Annotated in this window: 22 protein-coding genes; 13 read left to right on the top strand and 9 right to left on the bottom strand. The window is 70.5% G+C overall.

Going from position 1 to position 20,011, the window contains the following annotated elements; genetic code table 11:
* The first annotated feature begins 32 nt into the window (after positions 1-32).
* Positions 33-800 carry a methyltransferase gene (locus tag ACFSC0_RS13305; protein ID WP_377283674.1) on the top strand — a complete coding sequence of 256 codons (768 nt, stop codon included), beginning with the start codon at positions 33-35 and terminating at the stop codon, positions 798-800.
* Here the strand turns inward: ACFSC0_RS13305 and ACFSC0_RS13300 are convergent.
* The 3 genes from ACFSC0_RS13300 to ACFSC0_RS13290 all read right to left on the bottom strand — a co-directional run bounded on the left by ACFSC0_RS13300 (position 797) and on the right by ACFSC0_RS13290 (position 2,863).
* Positions 797-1,369, bottom strand: a complete 573-nt coding sequence (locus tag ACFSC0_RS13300; RefSeq protein ID WP_377283675.1) for a YciE/YciF ferroxidase family protein — start codon at positions 1,367-1,369, stop codon at positions 797-799. The two genes, ACFSC0_RS13305 and ACFSC0_RS13300, sit on opposite strands and share 4 nt — an antisense overlap.
* Positions 1,370-1,543: 174 nt before the next feature.
* Positions 1,544-2,581, bottom strand: a complete 1,038-nt coding sequence (ilvC, locus tag ACFSC0_RS13295; RefSeq protein ID WP_377283676.1) for a ketol-acid reductoisomerase — start codon at positions 2,579-2,581, stop codon at positions 1,544-1,546.
* 102 nt (positions 2,582-2,683) lie between these two features.
* Positions 2,684-2,863, bottom strand: a complete 180-nt coding sequence (locus tag ACFSC0_RS13290) for a hypothetical protein (RefSeq protein ID WP_377283677.1) — start codon at positions 2,861-2,863, stop codon at positions 2,684-2,686.
* 173 nt (positions 2,864-3,036) lie between these two features.
* On the opposite strand from ACFSC0_RS13290, the gene ACFSC0_RS13285 reads away from it, so the two are divergent.
* Both ACFSC0_RS13285 and ACFSC0_RS13280 read left to right on the top strand, forming a co-directional pair.
* Positions 3,037-3,174, top strand: coding sequence for a hypothetical protein (locus ACFSC0_RS13285; protein ID WP_377283678.1), 138 nt, complete (start codon positions 3,037-3,039; stop codon positions 3,172-3,174).
* A 70-nt stretch (positions 3,175-3,244) separates the two neighbouring features.
* The gene (locus tag ACFSC0_RS13280; RefSeq protein WP_377283679.1) at positions 3,245-3,820 is read left to right on the top strand and encodes a Clp protease/crotonase-like domain-containing protein; all 576 of its coding nucleotides are present in this window, start codon (positions 3,245-3,247) and stop codon (positions 3,818-3,820) included.
* A gap of 25 nt (positions 3,821-3,845) precedes the next feature.
* On the opposite strand, the gene ACFSC0_RS13275 is transcribed toward ACFSC0_RS13280, so the two are convergent.
* Positions 3,846-5,012 carry a saccharopine dehydrogenase family protein gene (locus ACFSC0_RS13275; RefSeq protein ID WP_377283680.1) on the bottom strand — a complete coding sequence of 389 codons (1,167 nt, stop codon included), beginning with the start codon at positions 5,010-5,012 and terminating at the stop codon, positions 3,846-3,848.
* 124 nt (positions 5,013-5,136) lie between these two features.
* Here ACFSC0_RS13275 and ACFSC0_RS13270 point away from each other — a divergent pair, with 124 nt between their 5' ends.
* Genes ACFSC0_RS13270 through ACFSC0_RS13260 form a run of 3 tightly spaced genes read left to right on the top strand, consistent with a single transcriptional unit; the run spans position 5,137 to position 7,324 of the window.
* A complete protein-coding gene (locus tag ACFSC0_RS13270) occupies positions 5,137-6,195 on the top strand; it encodes a DUF2157 domain-containing protein (protein ID WP_377283681.1) in 1,059 nt (352 codons plus the stop codon).
* Positions 6,165-6,755, top strand: a complete 591-nt coding sequence (locus ACFSC0_RS13265; RefSeq protein ID WP_377283682.1) for a GDYXXLXY domain-containing protein — start codon at positions 6,165-6,167, stop codon at positions 6,753-6,755. The genes ACFSC0_RS13270 and ACFSC0_RS13265 overlap by 31 nt, the downstream gene beginning before the upstream one ends.
* 14 nt (positions 6,756-6,769) lie before the next feature.
* Positions 6,770-7,324 (top strand): DUF924 family protein, encoded by a 555-nt coding sequence (locus ACFSC0_RS13260; RefSeq protein WP_377283683.1) that lies wholly within the window; start codon positions 6,770-6,772, stop codon positions 7,322-7,324.
* A gap of 6 nt (positions 7,325-7,330) precedes the next feature.
* Here the strand turns inward: ACFSC0_RS13260 and ACFSC0_RS13255 are convergent, their stop codons facing one another.
* Positions 7,331-7,606 (bottom strand): hypothetical protein, encoded by a 276-nt coding sequence (locus ACFSC0_RS13255; protein ID WP_377283684.1) that lies wholly within the window; start codon positions 7,604-7,606, stop codon positions 7,331-7,333.
* Positions 7,607-7,798: 192 nt separating this feature from the next.
* Here ACFSC0_RS13255 and ACFSC0_RS13250 point away from each other — a divergent pair, with 192 nt between their 5' ends.
* Positions 7,799-8,641 (top strand): thymidylate synthase, encoded by an 843-nt coding sequence (locus ACFSC0_RS13250; RefSeq protein WP_377283962.1) that lies wholly within the window; start codon positions 7,799-7,801, stop codon positions 8,639-8,641.
* A gap of 15 nt (positions 8,642-8,656) precedes the next feature.
* Here the strand turns inward: ACFSC0_RS13250 and ACFSC0_RS13245 are convergent, their stop codons facing one another.
* The gene (locus ACFSC0_RS13245; RefSeq protein ID WP_377283685.1) at positions 8,657-9,349 is read right to left on the bottom strand and encodes a nucleotidyltransferase domain-containing protein; all 693 of its coding nucleotides are present in this window, start codon (positions 9,347-9,349) and stop codon (positions 8,657-8,659) included.
* A 94-nt stretch (positions 9,350-9,443) separates the two neighbouring features.
* Between ACFSC0_RS13245 and ACFSC0_RS13240 the strand changes: the two genes are divergently transcribed.
* Positions 9,444-9,905 (top strand): hypothetical protein, encoded by a 462-nt coding sequence (locus ACFSC0_RS13240; RefSeq protein WP_377283686.1) that lies wholly within the window; start codon positions 9,444-9,446, stop codon positions 9,903-9,905.
* A 67-nt stretch (positions 9,906-9,972) separates the two neighbouring features.
* Positions 9,973-11,145, top strand: coding sequence for a serine hydrolase domain-containing protein (locus tag ACFSC0_RS13235; RefSeq protein ID WP_377283687.1), 1,173 nt, complete (start codon positions 9,973-9,975; stop codon positions 11,143-11,145).
* A 3-nt stretch (positions 11,146-11,148) separates the two neighbouring features.
* Here the strand turns inward: ACFSC0_RS13235 and ACFSC0_RS13230 are convergent, their stop codons facing one another.
* Together ACFSC0_RS13230 and ACFSC0_RS13225 are read right to left on the bottom strand one after the other, a co-directional pair.
* On the bottom strand, positions 11,149-11,529 hold the full coding sequence (locus ACFSC0_RS13230) for a response regulator (protein ID WP_377283688.1): 381 nt from the start codon (positions 11,527-11,529) through the stop codon (positions 11,149-11,151).
* On the bottom strand, positions 11,526-13,283 hold the full coding sequence (locus tag ACFSC0_RS13225) for a PAS domain S-box protein (protein ID WP_377283689.1): 1,758 nt from the start codon (positions 13,281-13,283) through the stop codon (positions 11,526-11,528). The genes ACFSC0_RS13230 and ACFSC0_RS13225 overlap by 4 nt, the downstream gene beginning before the upstream one ends.
* 210 nt (positions 13,284-13,493) lie before the next feature.
* Here ACFSC0_RS13225 and ACFSC0_RS13220 point away from each other — a divergent pair, with 210 nt between their 5' ends.
* The 4 genes from ACFSC0_RS13220 to ACFSC0_RS13205 all read left to right on the top strand — a co-directional run bounded on the left by ACFSC0_RS13220 (position 13,494) and on the right by ACFSC0_RS13205 (position 19,525).
* Positions 13,494-14,012: a dihydrofolate reductase gene (locus ACFSC0_RS13220; RefSeq protein ID WP_377283690.1), complete on the top strand. Its 519-nt coding sequence runs from the start codon at positions 13,494-13,496 to the stop codon at positions 14,010-14,012.
* 110 nt (positions 14,013-14,122) lie between these two features.
* Entirely contained in the window at positions 14,123-15,697 is a 1,575-nt protein-coding gene (locus tag ACFSC0_RS13215) for a winged helix-turn-helix domain-containing protein (RefSeq protein WP_377283691.1), read from the top strand.
* Positions 15,698-15,814: 117 nt separating this feature from the next.
* Complete coding sequence (locus ACFSC0_RS13210) at positions 15,815-18,526, top strand: hypothetical protein (protein ID WP_377283692.1); 2,712 nt, start codon at positions 15,815-15,817, stop codon at positions 18,524-18,526.
* Positions 18,527-18,613: 87 nt separating this feature from the next.
* The gene (locus tag ACFSC0_RS13205) at positions 18,614-19,525 is read left to right on the top strand and encodes an SMP-30/gluconolactonase/LRE family protein (RefSeq protein WP_377283693.1); all 912 of its coding nucleotides are present in this window, start codon (positions 18,614-18,616) and stop codon (positions 19,523-19,525) included.
* A 144-nt stretch (positions 19,526-19,669) separates the two neighbouring features.
* On the opposite strand, the gene ACFSC0_RS13200 is transcribed toward ACFSC0_RS13205, so the two are convergent.
* Positions 19,670-19,957 (bottom strand): putative quinol monooxygenase, encoded by a 288-nt coding sequence (locus ACFSC0_RS13200; protein ID WP_377283694.1) that lies wholly within the window; start codon positions 19,955-19,957, stop codon positions 19,670-19,672.
* Positions 19,958-20,011: the final 54 nt, after the last annotated feature.

The following is a 20,011-nucleotide window of genomic DNA, read 5'->3' as shown; positions in this document are numbered from 1 at the left end:
CAAGCAGCGCAACGGTTTCCGACCCCTTCGGCATGAGCTTGCCCGCCCCGCCCGAGATGCCAGTAGAGACGACCGAAGACCGGCTGCTGGGCGGACGGCTCGTGCTCAGCCAGCCGCGGGAAGGCTATCGGGCCGGGATGGACGCCGCCCTGCTGGCCGCGGCCTGCGACGCCGGGGCCGGCGAGCGGGTGCTGGAGGCGGGCTGCGGGGCCGGCGCGGCGCTGCTGGCGGCGGCGGCCCGGCGGCCGGGCGCGCAGTTCCTCGGGCTGGAGCGCGATGCGGCGGCAGCCGACCTCGGCCGGCGCAACGCCGCCGCCAACCGGCTTTCCGAGCGCGTGGAGGTGCGGGCCTTCAACATCGCCGGAGGGTTTGCGGCGCTGGGCGAGGCGCGGTTCGACGCGGTGATGGCCAACCCGCCCTTCTTCGACGACCCCGGCGCGCTGCGCGCCCCCGCCCCGGCCAAGCGCGGCGCCTGGATGGCGGAGGGCGGCCTTGCGGCCTGGACCGGGTTCCTGCTGGCGGCGGTGCAGGACAGGGGCACGGTCACGCTGATCCACCGGGCCGATCGGCTGGCGGACATCCTGGCCCTGCTCTCGGCCAAGGCGGGCTCGTTCCAGATCCGCCCCATCCATCCCTTCGCCGAAGCTCCAGCCAAGCGGGTGCTGGTGCGGGCGGTGCGCGGCGGCAAGGGCCCGCTTCAGCTCCTGCCGCCGCTCGTGCTGCATCCGCAGGACGGCGCCAAGCACACCGCGCAGGCCGAGGCGATCCTGCGCGGCGACGCCGACCTGCCCTGGCGCTAGTGGGCGCGGGCCTCGCCTGAACCGCCGCCCTTGCCGCGGCTCTTGCCGCCTTCCTCGCCTTCCTGGCCGTCCTCGGCGGCGAGCATCGCCGGGTTCACTTCGGACTCGGCGATCTGGGTCAGCTCCTCGTCGAACCGCTTACCCTCGTCCAGCACCCGCTCCATGGTCTGGATCACCCGGTCCTCGCCCAGCAGCCGGCCCATCGACTTGGCCGTGCCCCAGGCGGCGATGCAGTAGTGTTCGACCTTCTGGATCGAGGCGAGCAGCACCGGGTCGAGGAGCTTGTCGTCCTTGATCTCCTCCAGGTGCTCGTTGATGTCCTCGAGCAGGCCCTCGGCGGCGACATTCTTCGGCCGCGACTTGGTGACCTCCATCTCCTCGAAGGCCGCGTCCAACTCGTTGATCAGCTGCTCGCCCTGCTCACGGCGGCGCTCCAGCATTTCCTTGAGCTTGGGATGGCTGACCCGGCGCGTGAGCTTCGGGATGGCGCGCGTGAGCTGTCGCTCGGCGCTGTAGATCTCTTTGAGTTCGGTGGTGAGGATGTCTTCGGGGCTGCGCGGGGCAGGCATGGGGCGTCTCTCTCGGATTGAGGGGAATGGCTCCTCTCAACCGCCTCTCGGCGAGCGCTGTTCCCACGGCTAAGCCGCGAAATTGCAAAAGAAAAGGGCGGCCGAAGCCGCCCCTGGATCCCGGCGTGCGCCGGGATGACTCGTGCGCCGCGGCCAGGGCCGCCGGCGCACCGGTCAGTTGCGTTCCTGGTCGACCAGCTTGTTCTTGGTGATCCAGGGCATCATGCCCCGCAGGCGCGCGCCCACCTCTTCGATGGGGTGCTCGGCGGCCCGGCGGCGGGTGGCCTTGAAGCTCGGCTGGCCGGCGGCGTTCTCGGTCATCCAGTCGCGGACGAAACGGCCCGACTGGATGTCCTCCAGCACCCGCTTCATCTCGGCCTTGGTCTCCGGCGTCACGATGCGCGGGCCGGTGACGTACTCGCCGTACTCGGCGGTGTTGGAGATCGAGTAGTTCATGTTGGCGATGCCGCCCTCGTAGATGAGGTCGACGATCAGCTTCACCTCGTGCAGGCACTCGAAGTAGGCCATCTCGGGGGCGTACCCCGCCTCGACCAGCGTCTCGAAGCCGGCGCGGATCAGCTCCACGAGGCCGCCGCACAGCACCGACTGCTCGCCGAACAGGTCGGTCTCGCACTCTTCGCGGAAGGTGGTCTCGATGATCCCCGAGCGGCCGCCGCCGATCGCCGAGGCGTAGGCCAGGCCGAAGTCCAGGGCGTTGCCGGTGGCGTTCTGGTGCACCGCGATCAGGCACGGCACGCCGCCGCCCTTCTGGTACTCCCCGCGGACGGTGTGGCCGGGGCCCTTGGGCGCGACCATCAGCACGTCGATGGTCGACTTGGGCTCGATCAGGTTGAAGTGGATGTTGAGGCCGTGGGCGAACAGCAGCGCCGCCCCGTCCTTCAGGTTCGGGCCGATTTCCTGCGCGTAGATGTCGCGCTGAAGCTCGTCCGGCGCCAGCACCATGATGGCGTCGGCCCACTTGGCGGCTTCGGCGACGCTCATCACCTTCAGGCCGTCGGCTTCCACCTTCTTGGCGGTGGCCGAGCCGGGGCGCAGGGCGACGACGACGTTCTTAACGCCGGAATCCACGAGGTTCAGCGCATGCGCGCGGCCCTGGCTGCCGTAGCCCACTACCGCGATCTTCTTGTCCAGGATGCGGGAAATGTCGGCGTCGCGGTCGTAGTAGACGCGCATGATTGTTCTCCTGAACACGTGATGGCCGCGGGCCTCGCGCAACGGCGCCGCAGCAAAGGCGGCGCTATCGACCGTTTTTTTGCGCAAAGGTCAAGGGATGGCCTGCACGGCGGCCGCCATTCAGGCCGCCTCGGAGACGTCGTTCGCCGGGACCTCGGGCCGTTTGGCCGGGATGACCTCGGCCTTTGCGGCGGAGGTGGACGGCGCGCCGTCGCTCCACATCTTCACGGTGAACAGCGTGCCGGCGAGCGAGACGAAGGCGAGGACGACGCCGGCGAGGTAGATGGTTTCGAGGGACATGGCGGGCTCCGATCTCCGGCCCGCAAAATGCCCCCGGCCCGCCGGGGCCGAAATTCGGGAGATGCGCTTAAGGAGTTCTACTTAGCAAAACCGCGCGGCGGGGCGGAAACTGCGCAACGTCCCAATGGGTTGGCTAGGGGCGTTGGGGGAGCCGAACGAAAGGGAGCCTCTCGATGGCCCAGCGCCAACAGGACAAGAACGGCAGGAAGCAGCAGCCGCAGAACCAGAAGGGCATGAAGGACAAGCAAGGCCGGCAGATGCAGCAAGGCGGCGGACGCCAGCAGCAGGACGAGCAGCGCCAGGGCCGCTGAACCTAGCGCCCGACCTGGGAATTTGAGAGCGGGACGCCTCGGACGCGTCCCGCTCCTTTGCTGTTGAGAGATGCCGAGAGACGCCACCCCGCCCAATCCGCCCGCCGCCCTGTTCGCGCCGCAGGTGCGGCTGGACGGGCGCCTCGACGACGACATGTTCCGCACCTTCCGCGACGCCCTGGCCGAGGCGGTGGGCCAGGATGGACCGATCGTCGTCGAGCTGACGACCATGGGCGGCGACGCCGACACCGCCCGGCGGATCGCCACGGACGTGCGGATCGCGCGCGAGCGCGGGGCCGAACTGCTGTTCTTCGGCAAGGCCGTGGTCTACTCGGCCGGCGTCAACGTCATGTCGGCCTTCCCGCGGAAGGACCGGTGGCTGGCGCGCGGGACCTCTCTGCTGATCCACTCGCGCAGCATCGCCCTGACGGTCAACCTGGACGGTCCGCTGGCCGCCGAGCGGCGCAAGCTGGAGGTCGCGTTGGCCCAGGTTGACGAGGGCCTGCGCCTCCAGTCCGAAGGCTTCGCCGACCTGATCGCCGGCAGCGATGTCACGCTCCAGGAACTGGAGGAGCGGGCCGCCGGCAACTGGTATCTCGACGCCGACGCCGCCCTGGCCCGCGGTCTGATCGCCGGCGTGGTGTGACGTCCCTCCCCTTCCGGGAGGGAAGCTACTCCACTTTGAACGTCATGCCCGCGTTGGCCTCCAGCCGCGCGATCAGGGCGTCCTGCATGGCCGCGCCCGGGGTCCAGACGCCGCCCGGCACGTCGGTCGCCTCCTTGACGAGGCAGATCGCCGCCTCGCCGATCATCTTGGAGGTGCAGCCGTAGCCCGGGTCCTTGTCGCCGTGGACCGAGGCCCGCAGCTGGCTCCCGTCGCGATCGATCCCGACGAAGAGGATGTCGAAGAAGCCGGCCTCGCGCTCTTCCTTGCTGGGGCCTTCGCCCGGCTTGGGGCCGCCCTCGCCGCCCAGGCCGCCGCCCATCTGAGCCATCGCCTTGGCCGCCTCCTCGGAGGGGGCGATGATCATCTCGTCGTAGGTGAAGTCGGTCCCGTAGCGATGGCCCATCAACGCGTTGGAGCGATGGACATTCTTGGTGTTGATCGTCGCCATCACGAACGGAGCGACCCAGGCGTCGAGGTCCTGATCGTGCTCCGGCGTCATGCCGGCCGGCTGCGGCGGCCCCTGGAAGCCGGGCGTCAGGCCGAAGGGGCTGGCGAGCACCTGGACCACCGAGGGGTCCTTGGCCACGGCCGCCATCGTGGCCCGCAGACTCGCCGCGGTGCCGCCGGAGAAGCCGCCCTGCATGCCCCTCACCCGGCCCTTCACGCGCGGCAGGGGATGGCCGAGCCGGGCCTGAGCGGTCTTCTGCAGGAAGTAGACGCCGAGCTCGAAGGGGATGGAATCGAACCCGCAGGAGAAGACGATCCGCGCCCCGTTCGCCTTGGCCTCAGCCTCGTGGGCGTCGATCATCCGGCGCATCCAATTGGGCTCGCCGCACAGGTCGAGGTAGTCGGTCCCGGCCGCGGCGCAGGCCGCCAGCAGGCCTGAGCCGTAGAGCTGGTAGGGTCCGACCGTGGTGATCACCGCCTTGGCGCGCTTCACCATCGCCTCCAGCGACGCCGGATCATCCGCGTCGGCGACCACCAGCGGCGTCTGCGCCGGGGCGCCGATCTCGTCGCGCACCTGGGCCAGCTTGTCGGCGCTGCGCCCGGCCATGGCCCAGGTGAGCTCGCCGCCGACGCCGTAGCGGCGGGCCAGGTGCTCGGCGACCAGCCGGCCGGTGAAGCCGCTTGCGCCATAGACGATCACGTCGAACTCGGCCGAAGGGTTCATGGGCGCTCCTGTGCAGGTCCAGGCGGACCATGACGCCGGGCGGGCTGGGAGGCAAACCTTCGCCGCTTGCGCCCCGGCCCCGCATGCGGGACGGTCGAGCTTCGAGACGCGAACGGAAGGGCCGATGGCCGGCTATCGAAACAGGCTGGAGCAGGATCTCGATCGCTGGATCGGCGCAGGCCTGGTGCCGGGCGAGAGCCGCGCGGCGATCCTGGCCAGCGTGGGCGAGGGCCGCAGGCTCGACGCGGCGACCACCCTGGCTGCGGTCGGCGCCGCCTTCCTGGGCATCGCCGTCATCGCCTTCGTGGCGGCCAATTGGGACGTCATCCCGCGCCTGGCGCGCTTCGTCCTGGTGCTGGGCGTCTTCCTGGCCCTCTGCGGCGGGGCGGCCTGGGCGGCGCGGCGGGAACGACCCGGCCTTCGCAACGGGCTCCTGGCCATCGCCGCCCTGGTCTACGCCGCGGCCATCGGGTTGACCGGCCAGATCTTCGACATTGCCGGCAGCCCGCCGGCCGCCCTGCACGGCGCAGGCGTGGCGGCCGGGCTGCTGGCCCTGGCCGGCCGCTCGAGCGGCGCGGGCATGGCGGCCCTGGTGCTGCTGGGCCTGGGCGACCTCTCCGACGGCCCCTTCCGCGACGAGACCGCCCTGCCCTGGCTGGCCCTCGGCGCGCCGCTCGGGGCGGCCCTGGCCTGGGCCTGGCGCTCCTCGCCGCTGGCCCATACCGCCGGGCTCGGCCTGCTGGGCGGGGCGATGCTGCTGCTGATGCGGCTCGGGCCGCCGAACGACGCCGGCCTGCTGCTGGCCGCAGCCGCATTCGCCGCGCTGGCGGGCGGCGCCCGCTGGCGGCGCGAACGCGAGGGGGCGACCGCCGGCGCGCTCTTCGGCTGGTTCGTGCTGGGGGCCCTGAGCTTCTTTGTCATCGCCGGTTTCGAGGGGAAGGACTTCGAGGGCCTGCCGCACCGGATCGTCTGGCTGGCGCTCTCCGCGGCCCTGCTGGCGCTCGGCCGCGCGGACCGGCACGGGGCGGTGACCGGCCTGGCCATCGTTTCGCTGATCGGCGCCGTCTGCACCATCCTGTTCGACCTGGGACTCGGCCTGATGACGGCCGCGGGCGTGTTCCTGCTCAGCGCCCTGGCCGCGCTGATCGCCGGGTGGCTGATGCGCCGGAGGGCGACGGCGTGACCCTCTCCCTGCCGATCCGCATCGTGGGCGCCGGGCTGCTGCTGGTCGCCGCCCTGGTCGCGCTGGTGGTCTACGAGGGCCAGGCGAGGGCCCGCGGGCAGGAGGTTCGCCTGGCCATGGAGGCCTTCGACCCGCGCAGCCTGCTCACCGGCCACTACGCCGCCCTGCAGCTCGTCCACACCCTGCCGCCGGGGATGTCCTGTCCGGACGGCGCTGCGCAGGGCTGGCTGGCCCTGCGGCCGGACGGGGCCGTCCACCGGCTGGCCGGCGTGGCGGCAAGCCGGGAAGCGGCGCTGAAGCTCGGTCCCGTGGCGGTCCGCGGCGAGGCCTCCTGCCTCGGCCGGGGCGGCGACGCCGCCGAGCCGCAGCGGGTGGCACTGGACATCGGCATCGACCGGCTGCATGCGGACCAGCAGGAGGCGCAGGCGCTGGAGGCCGCCCTGCGGGCCGGGCCGGACAGGCCGCAGGCCCTGGCGGTGGTCTCGGTCGGGCGCGACGGTCGGGCCCGGCTGAAGGGGGTCGTCGTCGGCGGCCGGCGCACCGACCTCGACTGGTTCTGAGGGAGAGCGATCGGATGGCGGCGAGCCCGCAGGACATCCTGAGCTTCTGGCGCAGCGCCGGGCCGGCCAAGTGGTTCGCGCGGAACCCAGCGTTCGACCAGGCGATCCAGCTGAGGTTCGAGCCCGTGCATCACGCCGCCGCCCGCGGCGAGTACGACGACTGGGCCAAGACGGCGGACGGCGCGCTGGCCCTGCTGATCCTGCTCGATCAGTTCCCGCGCAATCTCTACCGCGGCTCGGCCCACGCCTTCGCCACCGACCCGAAGGCCCGCGCCATCGCCCGGGCGGCGGTCGAGGCCGGCTTCGACAAGCAGGTGGAGCCGGCGCTTCGCCCGTTCTTCTACCTGCCCTTCGAGCACTCCGAGGACCTGGAGGACCAAGTGCTGAGCTGCCGCCTCTGCAAGGCGCACATGGACGAGACGGGCGACGCCGAGACGCTGAAGTGGGCCGAGCTGCACCGCGAGATCATCGAGAAGTTCGGCCGCTTCCCCCACCGCAACCCCTGCTTCGGGCGCACGACCACGCCGGACGAGCAGGCCTTCCTCGACGCCGGCGGCTTCGCCGGCTGAGCGGGCTCAGTTGGGGTTGATGTTGCCCTGCTGCGACGGGCCCATAGTCGAGCTCGGCCCCCTCACCCCAGCCGCCGCGGCGGCGTCGCGCTCGGGATTGTCGCTGCACACCCGGCGCTTCGAACGCGCCCCGGTCACGCTGACATAGGTGCACTTCGGCTTGGCCTTGTCGGCCGGCTTGGCCGCTTCGACGCCGCCGCCGCCCTGCTCCGGCGTGACGGTCGTCGCCTGGGCGGCATTGGTGGACAGGATCAGGCTGGCGGCCAGGACCGAGAGCAACATCGACAAAACCTTGCATTCGTTGACGAACGCCACCCTAGGCGCCCATCGGGCCGACTGCAACAGACGGCGGCCCGCGGTCTTGACGCGCCTGCGGCGCCCTGGCTGTGGACGACTGGCGCCTTCTGGTGGCGCCGAAGTCCGCTCCAGGCGAATCAGGGAATGATCCGGTCCGCAATGGAGTTCGGCCGCCCGATGAACGCCCCTCTCTTCGCCCGCCCCGCCATTGACGCCTCTCCGCACCCGGAGCGGCAGTACCTGGACCTGCTGGCCGACATCCTGGCCAACGGGGTGCAGCGCGGCGACCGGACGGGCACCGGCACGCTGGGCGTGTTCGGGCGGCAGATGCGTTTCGACCTGGCCCAGGGCTTCCCCCTGCTGACCACCAAGAAGCTGCACAGGAAGTCGATCATCCTGGAGCTGCTGTGGTTCCTGCGCGGCGACACCAACGTGCGCTGGCTGCAGGAGCGGGGCGTCAGCATCTGGGACGAGTGGGCCGACGAGTCAGGCGAACTCGGCCCCGTCTACGGCAAGCAGTGGCGGTCCTGGACGGCGCCGGACGGGCGGGTGATCGACCAGATCGCCGCGGTCGTCGAGAGCCTGAAGACCAATCCCTACAGCCGCCGCCACATCGTCTCGGCCTGGAACCCGGCCGACGTGGACGACATGGCCCTGCCGCCCTGCCACTGCCTGTTCCAGTTCTTCGTGGCCGACGGCAAGCTGTCCTGCCAGCTTTACCAGCGCTCGGCCGACGTCTTCCTCGGCGTGCCGTTCAACATCGCCAGCTACGCCCTGCTGACGCAGATGATGGCCAAGGTGGTGGGCCTGGAGCCCGGCGAATTCGTCCACACCCTGGGCGATGCGCACCTCTACCTGAATCATGTCGACCAGGCCCGCGAGCAGCTGTCGCGCCAGCCCTACCCCTTCCCGACCCTGCAGATCGCCGACAAGCGCGACCTGTTCGCCTTCGAGTACGAAGACTTCAAGCTGGAAGGCTACAAGGCCCACGCCAGGATCGCTGCGCCGATCGCGGTGTGACGGGCGCGGCCCGGCTCAAATCCGATCGAGCGCCGACGCCCAGGCGTGCCCGGGATAGAGGCTGGTGATCGCCTCGCGCAGCCAGGCGCGGCTGCCGGCGCCCAGGTGCGGCGCGCAGGCGGCGAAATCGGCCTCGTCCTTCGGGCGCTGCGCCTTCGCCTTGTACAGCAATGAGCCTTCCGGCCGCAGGTAAGGGACGCCGCCGCTAAAGGCGATCATCTGCGCGCGCGGGGCCGCGATCCTCTGGTCGCGGCGGAACACCCAGGTCTCGTGGTCGCCTGGCTCCTGCATGACGTCCACGCGCCACAGCTGAACCGCCTCCTCCAGGACCCAGGTCTGGTGCTTTTCAGGCGGCGGGGGCTCGCCCGGCGCCAGGGCGCGCACGTCTCCGTCGCCGACGGCGTGGAACCGGTACCCGGCGAGATGGGCGCGCACGGCGGGCAGGTCGGACTTGACGACGGCGATCTCCAGGTCGCCATGAGGCCTGGTCTGCCGTCCCAGGAAGAGGTCGATCGCCCAGCCGCCGACGACGCACCATGGAACCTTGAGCCCCGAGAACTTCTCGGCAGCCTCTGCGGGCGTCCACGCGCCACGCCAGGCCTCGAGGCCAGGTCCATCCCAGCGACCTCCGCCCGCCGTCATGCGGACCGGGGCGATGGTGACGCTGCTGCGGTCATGTCGTTCTCCCGGCGCCCCAGGCGCGAGCATGGCTCAGGCGGCGACGATGGCCAAGGCGGCCAGTCACCACTTGCGAGTCATTCTCATTTGCATCAAGCTGCAGCCACGACACCTGGAGACCGCCATGCAAACCGCGCCCCTCGATCCCGCGGCCCGTTCCGCAGACCGGCTCGAGCCGGGAGAGCGGCTGCTGATCGCGGCCCTGCAGGCCTGGCTGTCGGACGGTTCGGCGACCAGCCTGCGCACGCTGGGCAAGGTGATGGCCTGGCGAACCTCCCCGCGCGTGGCGGCGCTGTTCCTCGGCTGGGTCCACGCGATGGACGCGGCGCGGCTGCGGCCGATCGAGGCGACCTGCCGGCATTGCGGCGGCGCCTCGCAGGACGTCCAGCGGCTGGTGGTCGCCTGTGGGCTGGCGCCGGTCGACCTGGACCTCGGCGAGCGGCTGATCGCGCCGCTGGTCTCGGAGGCGACGTCGGTCATGGTGCTGGCCCGGGCCCTGAACGCCGCGCTCGCCCAGGCGGGCTGGCCGCTTCCGGCCCGGCTGGGCGTCCAAGACCCCAGCCACGAACAGCCGACGATGCATTGAACCGTCCCCCGGCTTGTGCGGCCCGCCGACGGCCCTAGTCTGCGGCTGAACCAAGGGGGGAACTGTCATGCGCAAGCTGCTGCCGGCGCTTCTGATCTCAGGCCTGCTGCTGGGCGCGCCCGCCGCTCAGGCCCAGACACCGGTCAAGGCGGGGACGCCCAGCATCCTCTTCTGGACGCCCGAGCAGCAGAAGGCCTGGTACCCGGCGATCGAGAAGGTCTATCGGGTGAACACCGTCCGCCGCGGCGGCCAGGTGCGCGCCCTGCCCAAGGCGGCGCGGGAGATCGATCCCACCTTCAGCCACGCCGGCAAGACCTACAGCGTCAGCGAATACATGCGCGCCTACAACGTCTCGGGCGTGCTGGTGCTGAAGGACGGCCAGATCATCATGGAGCGGTACGGCCTCGGCCGGCGGCCGCGCGACCGCTGGACGTCGTTCTCGGTGGCCAAGTCGGTCACCTCGACCCTCGTCGGGGCGGCCATCCAGGACGGCCACATCAACAGCCTCGAGGACCCCGTCACCGCCTACATCCCCGAGCTGAAGGGCTCCGCCTACGAGGGCGTCAACGTCCGCCAGCTGCTGATGATGAGCTCGGGCGTGAAGTGGAACGAGGACTACACGGACCCGAAATCGGACGTCGCCCAGGCCGGCGCAGCCATCCTGGAGCCGGGGGTCAATCCGATGGTCAGCTACATGCGCAAGCTGCCGCGGGCCAACCCGCCGGGCGCAAAGTTCACCTACAACACCGGCGAGACCGACCTGGTCGGCGTGCTGGTGTCCAAGGCGACCGGCAAGACGCTCTCCCGGTACGCCTCCGAGAAGCTGTGGAAGCCCATCGGCATGGAGCGGGACGGCATCTGGATGGTGGACCTGGCCGGGCACGAGCGCGGCGGCTGCTGCATGTCGATGACGCTGCGCGACTACGGCCGCATCGGCCAGTTCCTGCTGGAAGGCGGCGTGGCGCGCGGCAAGCGCATCCTGCCGGAGTGGTGGACCGCCCAGGCGACCACGCCGCAGATCACCGAGGGCGCCCCTGCGCCCGGCTACGGCTATTTCTGGTGGATGATCCCGGAGGGCTACGCCGCCCGCGGGATCTTCGGCCAGTCGATCGTCACCATTCCGGAAGAGCGGCTGGTGGTGGTGGTCAACTCGGCCTGGCCGCAGGCGACGGGCCGCGAACTCTCCGCCGCCCAGGCCGCTCTCCTCGCCGCGATCCGGGAGGCGGCCAAAGAGGTCTGAACCTCAGGCGAGCGCCTGACCGAGGACCGCCTCCAGGTCGGCGCTGCGGAACGGCTTCTGAATGATCGGTGCGCCGCGCAGGCTGTCGGGCACGCCGGCCGGACCGTAGCCGCTGGCTATGGCGTAGGGCGCGCCGCGACGGCGCAACGCTTCGGCGACCGGCAGCACGCTCCCGCCGGCGATGTTCACGTCCAACAGCGCGACGTCGTAGCCGCCGGCGTCCACCAGCCTCATCGCCGCCTCCACGCTGGCCGCGCTGCCCACGACCGTGCAGCCGAGGTCCTCCAGCATGTCCTCGATCAGCATGGCGACCGGCCCCTCGTCCTCGACGACCAGCACGCGCAGGCCCTGAAGGCCCTCGCGCGCCGGTCCCCGGCTGGTCACGCGAGCGGGATTCTGAGCGAACATCTCAAACCTGTCGGTTCGAAGCGCAGGTCGACGCGCCCGCCCAGATCCCCGGTGATGTTGCGTTCGATCAACCGCCGGCCGAAGCCGCGGCGGGTCGGCCGCGAGGTGGGCGGGCCGCCGCTCTCCACCCACTCGAGCGCCAGGCCGCGGGCGCCGTCCGTCTCCTCGACGTCCCAGGCGAGATCAACCCGACCGCCCTGGGCCGAGAGGGCGCCGTACTTGGCCGCGTTGGTGGCCAGCTCGTGCACCACCATGCCGAAGGCCAGGCCGACGCGCGCCGGGAGCGTCACGTCCGGCCCCTGCAGCCGCACGGCGGCCTCGGCGCCGCGCGCATAGGGCGCGAACTCCTGCTCGAACAGCTCTCTCAGGCCCACGCCGCTCCACTGCCGCCGGGTCAGCAGGTCGTGCGCCTTGCTCAGCGCGATCAGCCGCTCCTCGAAGCGGGCCGGGAACTCCTCCGGCGTCGAGCGCTGGGTCTGCATGGCGATCGACTGCACCGTGGCCAGGGTGTTCTTCACCCGGTGGTTCAGCTCGTCGATCAGGGTCTTCTGGGCCTCCTCGGCGCGCTTGCGCTCGGAGATGTCCACCAGCACGTTGATCGCCCCGACCACCTCGCCATCCGCATCGCGCAGCAGCGTCGGATAGGGGGTGAAGGTCGCTCGGGCGCCGTCCGGCCGCTCGGCCACCGCCTCGACGCCGCGCAGCTCCTCGCCCGACTTCAGCGCCAGCGCCATCGGGCATTCGGCGTGCGGCAGGGGCGCGCCGTCCGGGCGATAGAGCTTCCAGGTGACGCACCAAAGATCGACGCCCAGCTCGGGCCGGCGGCCGGCGAACTCCGCAGCAGCCTCGTTGTAGTAGGTGATCCGCCCGTCCCGGTCGGTCGTGTAGACGGCCATCGGCAGCGCATCGAGCAGCGCGCGCACGCGGCGCTCGCTCTCCTCAAGCCGCCGCGCCGCCTCGTGCCGCTCGGTGACGTCCTTCACCACCCGCACGCCGTACTGGAAGGCGCCGTCGGCCCCGCGGGCCGAAGAGCTCATCACCTCCACCTGGATGACGCGTCCATCCTTGCGGACGTAGCGCTTGTCCACGGTGTAGCTGTCGATGCGGCCGTCCACCTGCTCACGGTAGCGGTCCTGGTCCCAGGCCCGGTCGTCGGGGTGGGTGAGCTCCTGGAACGACATCTCCAGGAGCTCGTCGCGGGAATAGCCGGTGATCGCCTCGAAGGCGGCGTTCACGCGGATGAACCGGCCGGACTCGTCGGTATCGGCGATGCCGACGGTGACGCTCTCGTAGGTGTTCAGCAGGCGCCGCTCGGCCTCCAGCCGGGCCAGGTCCGCTTCCCGGGAGGCTGTGACGTCAACGGTGAAGCAACGGGAACTGACGAACTCGCCATCCCGGATAAGGGCGCTGGAGCTGATCTGGACGTGCTTGATCGAGCCGTCCCTGGCCCGCAGCCTGGCCGGATATTTGTCGAGCCGCTCGCCGGCCTTCAGCCGCCGCAGCACGTCGGCGATCACGTCGGCGTCGACGTGGAAATCGGCGATCGGCCGGCCGACGTACTCCTCGGCCGGATAGCCCAGGAGCTCGAGCTCGGCCTTGTTGGCGCGGACGATCGTCCCGTTACGGTCGACGATGTGCAGTCCGATGGACCCGTTCTCGAAGAAGTCCTCGAGATCGTGCTCGACCATTGGCGGGGCGGCCCGCGCCGATCCGAGCGTAGATGAACGCATGAACAACCTCCGGGGCGTCCAGGCCCCGTCTACGGCAACGCTGTCGACTTCTCGACGTTCCTTCGACAGCTGGGCGGTCTCGCACGGCTTTGCGGGCCGATTCAACGTCGGAACGGCCAGAAAGACCCACTAGCGCCCTCGTTCTGAACTGAAATTGAACCCTTGTCGCCCCCCGCGACAGATACCCCGCGGCTGGCTAGAAGGCGGGGCATGTCCAAGGTCATCCTCACGGCGGGCCCGATCGCCCGCGACCGCAACGGCGTCATCGGCAAGGGCGGCGGCCTGCCCTGGCGGCTGAAGACCGACATGCAGAGCTTCAAGGCGCTGACCCTCGGCAAGCCGGTGATCATGGGCCGCAAGACCTGGGAGAGCCTGCCGCTGAAGCCGCTGCCAAGGCGGACCAACATCGTCCTCTCCCGCGACGGCTCGTTCCAGCCGAAGGGCGCCATCCCCTGCGAGGACTTCTCCGAAGCCGTGCAGATCGCCCGCGAACAGGCCGAGGAGGACGGCGCCGAGGAAGTCTGCGTGATCGGCGGCGCCTCCCTCTTCGCCCTCGCCCTGCCCCGCGCGCGGCGCATCTACCTGACGGAGGTGCTGGCCGAGGTGGAAGGCGACGTGCACCTGACCCCGTTCGACGAGAGCGCCTGGACGGTGGTCCGCGAGGAGGCCCACCCCGCGGGGCCCGACGACGAGCACCCCTTCGTCCTGAAGGTGCTGGAGCGGCGCTGACTCCGCCTCGGCCCACCTGGTCCGCGCACGTTTCGCGCGAAAGCGCTGGACGTTGCTCGCCGCGGCGATAGCCTCGCGCAGAGCGAGCGTGGGGGCGACGACAGCCCGCGATGAAGGGCCTGCGGTTCAACAACCTCGAGTTCGACGAGGCCTTCCTGACTGCGAGGGCCCCGGACGGCACGTCGATCCGTTTCACCCGCCAGGAGCGCGCCCTGCTGGTGCGGATGGCCGCGCACCCTGGGCGGCTGTTCTCCCGCGACGAACTTCTGACCGCGCTGGGCTCCCGCGGCTCCGACCGCAACGTGGACTTCACCATCAACCGCCTGCGGGCCAAGCTCGGCGACACCGCGGCTCGACGGCGCTTCATCTCCACCCAGTACGGGGAAGGCTACCTCTGGGTGGCCGCCACAGGCGATGCGCCCCGCTGCGACGCGATTCTCGCGATAGCGCCGCTCGCGGACGGCCCGGAACCTGTCGCCCGGCTCCTGGACCGACTTCAGCGGGCCATCGAGGACCGGCTCGGCAGAACCGGTCGGGTGTACGTCTCCAGCGACGGCGGACGGGAGGGCGCCCACCGCTTCGAACTCGAGGTGACCGCACACCGCATCGGAGAGCGCACGCATGTGGCCCTGGTGCTTCGCGACGCCCGCACGGCCGAGGTCCTGTCGCCCCTTCGAACCAGTTTCGAGACCGACAACTCGCCGGCGCCGGATGCTGCCGCCCTGGCCGACACCCTGACCGAGGCGATGTGGCGGCACCTCGTCCTCAGGCCGCATGCGCCGGTCCGCCCGACATCGCCGCCGCTGCACATACGTCTCCATGAGGCGTCGGAGGTCCTGGATCCGCCCGGCCACATCTGGGAGCGCAATGCGGCCATGATCGCAGAGCTCGAGGCGAGGACGCCGCACGACCCGTCCCTGCCCGTGCTGCGGGCGATGCAGCTTCTCGGAACCATGATCGTCAGGCCGAGCGCCAGGCCGCTCAACCGCCGAACGGTGGAGGCCGTCGAATGCGAGATCGAGTCACTGGTGCTGAGCGCCTACGAGCGGGTGGGGCAGGATCCGGTGCTGGCGCTCGCCTGCGCCAAGCTCCTGCTCAACACCAATCGCGGGCATCAGGAACTCGCCGAGCAGCTGGCGACCGCCGCGTTCGCCTCCAGCGCAGCCTTCGCCGCCTCGTTCCCGATGCTGGCCGAGATCAGCGCTTCCCGCGGCGACCTCGCTGAAGCCGTCCGGCTGTACGACGAGGGTCTCCTGCTCTGCGAACGCGGCTCGACCTTCGAGACCTACATCCTGGTGCTGAAGGCGGCGGCGCTCATCGCGGCCGACGACAGGGCGGGCGTGGAGGCGGTGTACCGTCGCCTGCAGGAGATCGCGCCCCCCGACCTGCCCCGGTACGCGCTGGCCTTCCTGCCGGCCGACGACGGTGACGGCCTGGCCCGGAACCTGGCGCCGCTTGTGGACCGTGCGACGCCTGGCGAGGCGCGGCATCTGCTCGCCCTCCTCTGCTTCCGTTTCGCCCGCCGCTTCGTCCGCCCCGAGCACGCGGCGAACCTCATGCGAGGGCCGCTCACCTGGATGATCCGTCGCTTCGGCCCAGGGATCGTTTCCGACGAGCTTTGGTGCGATATCCCGGAGGAACTCGGCTACCTTCGGGCGGGCCGTCGGAGCGTCGCGCCCAGCTGAGGCGGCGGCGGCCACATTTCAAAAACTCCCACAACAATTGGCGACTAGGCGTTCGAGGGCCCGCTGAGAACGAGCGGAGCGGCGCGCTTTGGCGCGGCCGAAACTGGAGGGAGCAAGATGTTGATCGACGCCCTGGCGCATCTGCCGCTGGTGCAGGCGAATGGCGATCCGGCGGATCTGTTCGGGTCCGCAGAGACCGTCGCCTTCCTGATCAATCGGCCCATCGACAGCAGCAGCGGACTGACGTCAGAGGCCCAGGCTGCGATCTTCCAGGCCAACGCCCTGAAGGCCGCGGCCGCTGCGGCGGGCCGGGCGATCGACGTCGTCATCGTCTCCCTCGGCAGTGCGCGCGAGGTCGAGCTGCAAGCCGTCAGCCAGGGCGGCGTCGCCTCCGGCGTCCGCGTTGTCGGCCTGGAGGGTCCCCTCACCGACTGGGACCTACAGCCCACCCCTGCGGGGCTGGCGCTCTGGGAGTTCCGGACGGCCTACCTGCAGCAGACCGGCCAGACGTTCGGCGACTACTGGGGCGGCGACACGCCGGTGGCCTTCTATCGGCCCACCGCCACGGACCTGCAGCTCGTCCCCTACGTGAGCGACCTCACCGGCTTCCAAGCCGTCATCGATCCGGCGTCGCTCGAGGCGGCCCTGGGCGGAGGGATCGACCTTCCTGCGGCGACCGTGCCGCCCTTGAACCTCACGACGGAAGCGGGCGCATACGACGAGGTCGGCGAGTTCGTACCGAACCTGACCTTCGTCGACTCGTTCGGAGCCTCCAAGTCGCTGCTCGGAATGACCGAGGGGCTCCTCGTGCTCTCGCTGGCCGGTGAGTGGTGCCCTCCGTGCTTCCAGTTCGCCGCTCAGCTTCCGGCCATCGCGGCCGAACTCGGCGACGGCTTCACCGTCGTCGAGATGCTGCTGCAGAACAACGAAGTCGGGATGGCCCGCACCTCCGACGCGCACGCCTGGCGTGAGAGGTTCGACCTCACCACCCCGGTGCTGACCGCCAACGGCGATCTCAGCCTCTACATCAACTTGATGACCGGGGCGCGGATCGAGGTCTTCCCCACCTACATCGTCATCGACGGAGTCACCGGAGAGATCCTCGGTCGACTGGAGGGGCACGACGAGAGCTTCGTGCCGACGTTGAAGGCGATCGAAGAGGATTTCCTCTCCGGCCTGGGCGAGAGGATCAGCGGGAGCGCCAAGGCCGAGTCGATCCAGGGCAGCCGGTTTTCCGACACCCTGCACGGGCAGACGGGCGACGACCGCCTCGATGCGGGGGCCGGTCACGACAGCGTCGCAGGCGGCGCGGGCAGCGACAGCCTGCAGGGCGGCTCCGGCGAGGACACTCTCGAGGGGCAGGCGGGGAACGACTCGATCGGCGGGGGAACGGGCGCCGACTCCATCGACGGCGGCGTCGGAAACGACCGCCTCCTCGGCGGCGACGGCGACGACACCCTTCTCGGCCAGCAGGGCGACGACTCGCTGTCGGGCGGGAACGGCGACGACTCTCTCGACGGCGGCCTCGGGCGGGACACGCTTGCGGGCGGCGAGGGCGACGACGTCTATTTCCTCGCCAACGGCAGGATCGACGAGGACTCGATCCTGGAGCAGGCGGACGGCGGTTTCGATGCGCTGCGGCTGGGCGGCCAGCAGGCGCAACTCGTCATCGACGGCGCCCTTCCAAGCCACGTCGAGCGCCTCATCATCGACGCCCGGGCCCGCCCGCTCGACGTCGCCTTCGAAGCCAGAGGGCCAGGCGCCCTGTCGTTCGCCTTCGACATGGACCAGGCGTCGCTCTCCCGTCTGGGCACGATCAGCGGGAGCCGGTTCAACGACAAGCTGATCATCGACCTGCGGCCCATAGGGCCTCCGCCGGCCGCGCCCGTGGCCGTCGATGGGGAGGGCGGAAACGACACCATAACGGCGAGCGGGATGTCGTTCGTCGTGGACGGCGGCGCCGGCGACGACAGCATTGCGTCCGGCGGCGGCGACGATCGCCTGATCGGCGGCGCCGGGGCGGACAGCCTCGACGGGGGCGCCGGCTCGGACGTCTACGTCGTCGACAACGCCGGGGACCGCATCCTGGAAGTGGACCAGGCCGACGGCATGCAGTTCACCTTCATGGACGTCGCCCTGGCCGCCGACTTCTACGGCATGCCGAACGTGAACGGCGAGATCTACCTGGAGATCACCCGGAACCACGATCTCGATCTTCCGGGCGGGTCGGCCTTCAGCGGCCTGAGCGGGCCCGAGATCATCCAGATCCTGACGCTCGCCTGGGAGAACTTCTCAGAGGCTTACGACCCGGCGACCGGGATGATCAGCGCCATGACGGGGGGCGGGCGCGATCGGGTCGAATCCTCGGTCACGTTCGATCTCGCCTCGGCTCCGGACATCGAGGACCTCACGCTGACCGGCGCATCGGCCCTGACCGGGAAGGGCAACGCCAAGGACAACGAGATCGTCGGCAACGGTGGAAACAACCTGCTGGAGGGCCGCGACGGCGATGACACGCTGCGCGGCGGCGCCGGGAAGGACACCCTGGTAGGCGGCGTGGGCTACGACAACCTGGAAGGCGGCGATGGGGCCGACGTGTTCCGCTTCACGCCCGGCCCCGCCTGGGACGAGGACCGGATCCTGGACCTGGGCGCCGGCGACAAGATCAGCCTCGGCGGACAGTCCATCGTCGCCACGGCCGCCGTCCATCTGGCCGGGAACGAGACGGTCTCGGACGTGGAGCTGACCCTCGCCGGCGGCGCAAGGATCGTCCTCGTGGACGTCTCGCTGGCGACCTGGAATCAAGGCTCGGGCTGGCTGCTGCCCTAGCGGCCAGCCCCGCCGCACAAGCCAAAGATTGTCTTCCGCGAAGAGAGGCGGTTAGTCGACTCCCAACGACAAGGGAGGAACGGGCCGATGGAGTTCGAGGTCGTCGCGGAGGGGCTGGAGTTTCCGGAGGGGCCGATCGCCATGGCGGACGGCTCGGTGATCCTCACCGAGATCAAGGGCCGGCGGCTGACGCGCATCTTCTCCGACGGGCGCAGGGAGACCGTCTGCGAGACCGGCGGCGGGCCCAACGGGGCGGCGATCGGCCCGGACGGCGCCATCTACATCACCAACAACGGCGGCTCGTTCGAGTGGCTGGAGAACAACGGGCTGACCATCCCGGGCCCGACGCCGGCCACCCACAAGGGCGGCTCCATCCAGCGCCTCGACCTGGCGAGCGGCAAGCTCGAGACCCTCTACGAGGCCTGCGACGGCAAGCGGCTGGTCGGCCCGAATGACCTGGTCTTCGACAGGACCGGCGGTTTCTGGTTCACCGACCACGGCTGCGGCACGCCGGAGGGGCGCAAGTTCGGCGCGCTCTACTACGCCCGGCCCGACGGCTCGTCGATCAGCCGCCAGCGCGACCACTTCGTCTCGCCCAACGGCGTGGGCCTGTCGCCGGACGAGACCGTGGTCTACATGGCCGACACGACGCTCGGACGGCTCTGGGCCTTCGACATCGCCGAACCCGGAAAGCTGAAGCCGCCCGAAGGGTTCGGCCCCGGCCGGGTGGTCTGCAACCTGCCCGGCTACCAGCTGCTCGACAGCCTGGCCGTGGAGGCCGGCGGCAAGGTCTGCGTCGCCACCATCATCAACGGCGGGATCACCGCCTTCGACCCGGACGGGTCGACCGAGCACGTCGCCTTCCCCGACCTGGTGGTGACCAACATCTGCTTCGGCGGCGCCGACATGCGCGACGCCTGGATCACCCTCTCGGCCACCGGCAAGCTCGTGAAGGCCCGCTGGCCCAGGCCGGGGCTGAAGCTGAATTTCGCGCAATGACCTCTCCCTCCGCCTGTGGAGGGAGAGGGTTGGGTGCGGGAGGCCTCCAGCGGTGGCGCGACACCGCCGCCTGAGGCCTTCCCTACGCGTCGGGCCCCCTCACCCTACCCTCTCCCCGCCTTGCGGGGAGAGGTCTGCAGCCCCCTAATCCACCGTCGTCAGGCGCTCGATCTCCGGCCGGCCGGCGAGCACGGCGCCGAGCTTGGGGCCCGCGGCCTTGAAGTGCTCGGCGTCGCGGTGGGCGGCGGTGGCGGCTTCGTCCTTGTAGATCTCCAGCACCTTGTAGGTGTTCGGATCCGACGTGCGGGTCAGCTGGTAGAGGACGTTGCCGGGCTCGTTGGCCCGCACCTGCTGCGAGAGTTCGCGGAAGACCGCCTCGAACTCGGCGTTCTTGCCCTCTTGGATCTTCAGCGTCGCCACCAGCGCGATCATGCCCGTCTCCTCCTCAAAACCACTGCGGCGCGACCGTAGAGGCGGCGCCCCGGG

Origin of the sequence: Phenylobacterium terrae (assembly GCF_042681205.1) — a bacterium.
Classification (GTDB): Bacteria; Pseudomonadota; Alphaproteobacteria; order Caulobacterales; family Caulobacteraceae; genus Phenylobacterium; species Phenylobacterium terrae.
Note: the sequence above shows the minus strand (reverse complement) of the source record. Positions and strands in the feature narration are given on the sequence as shown.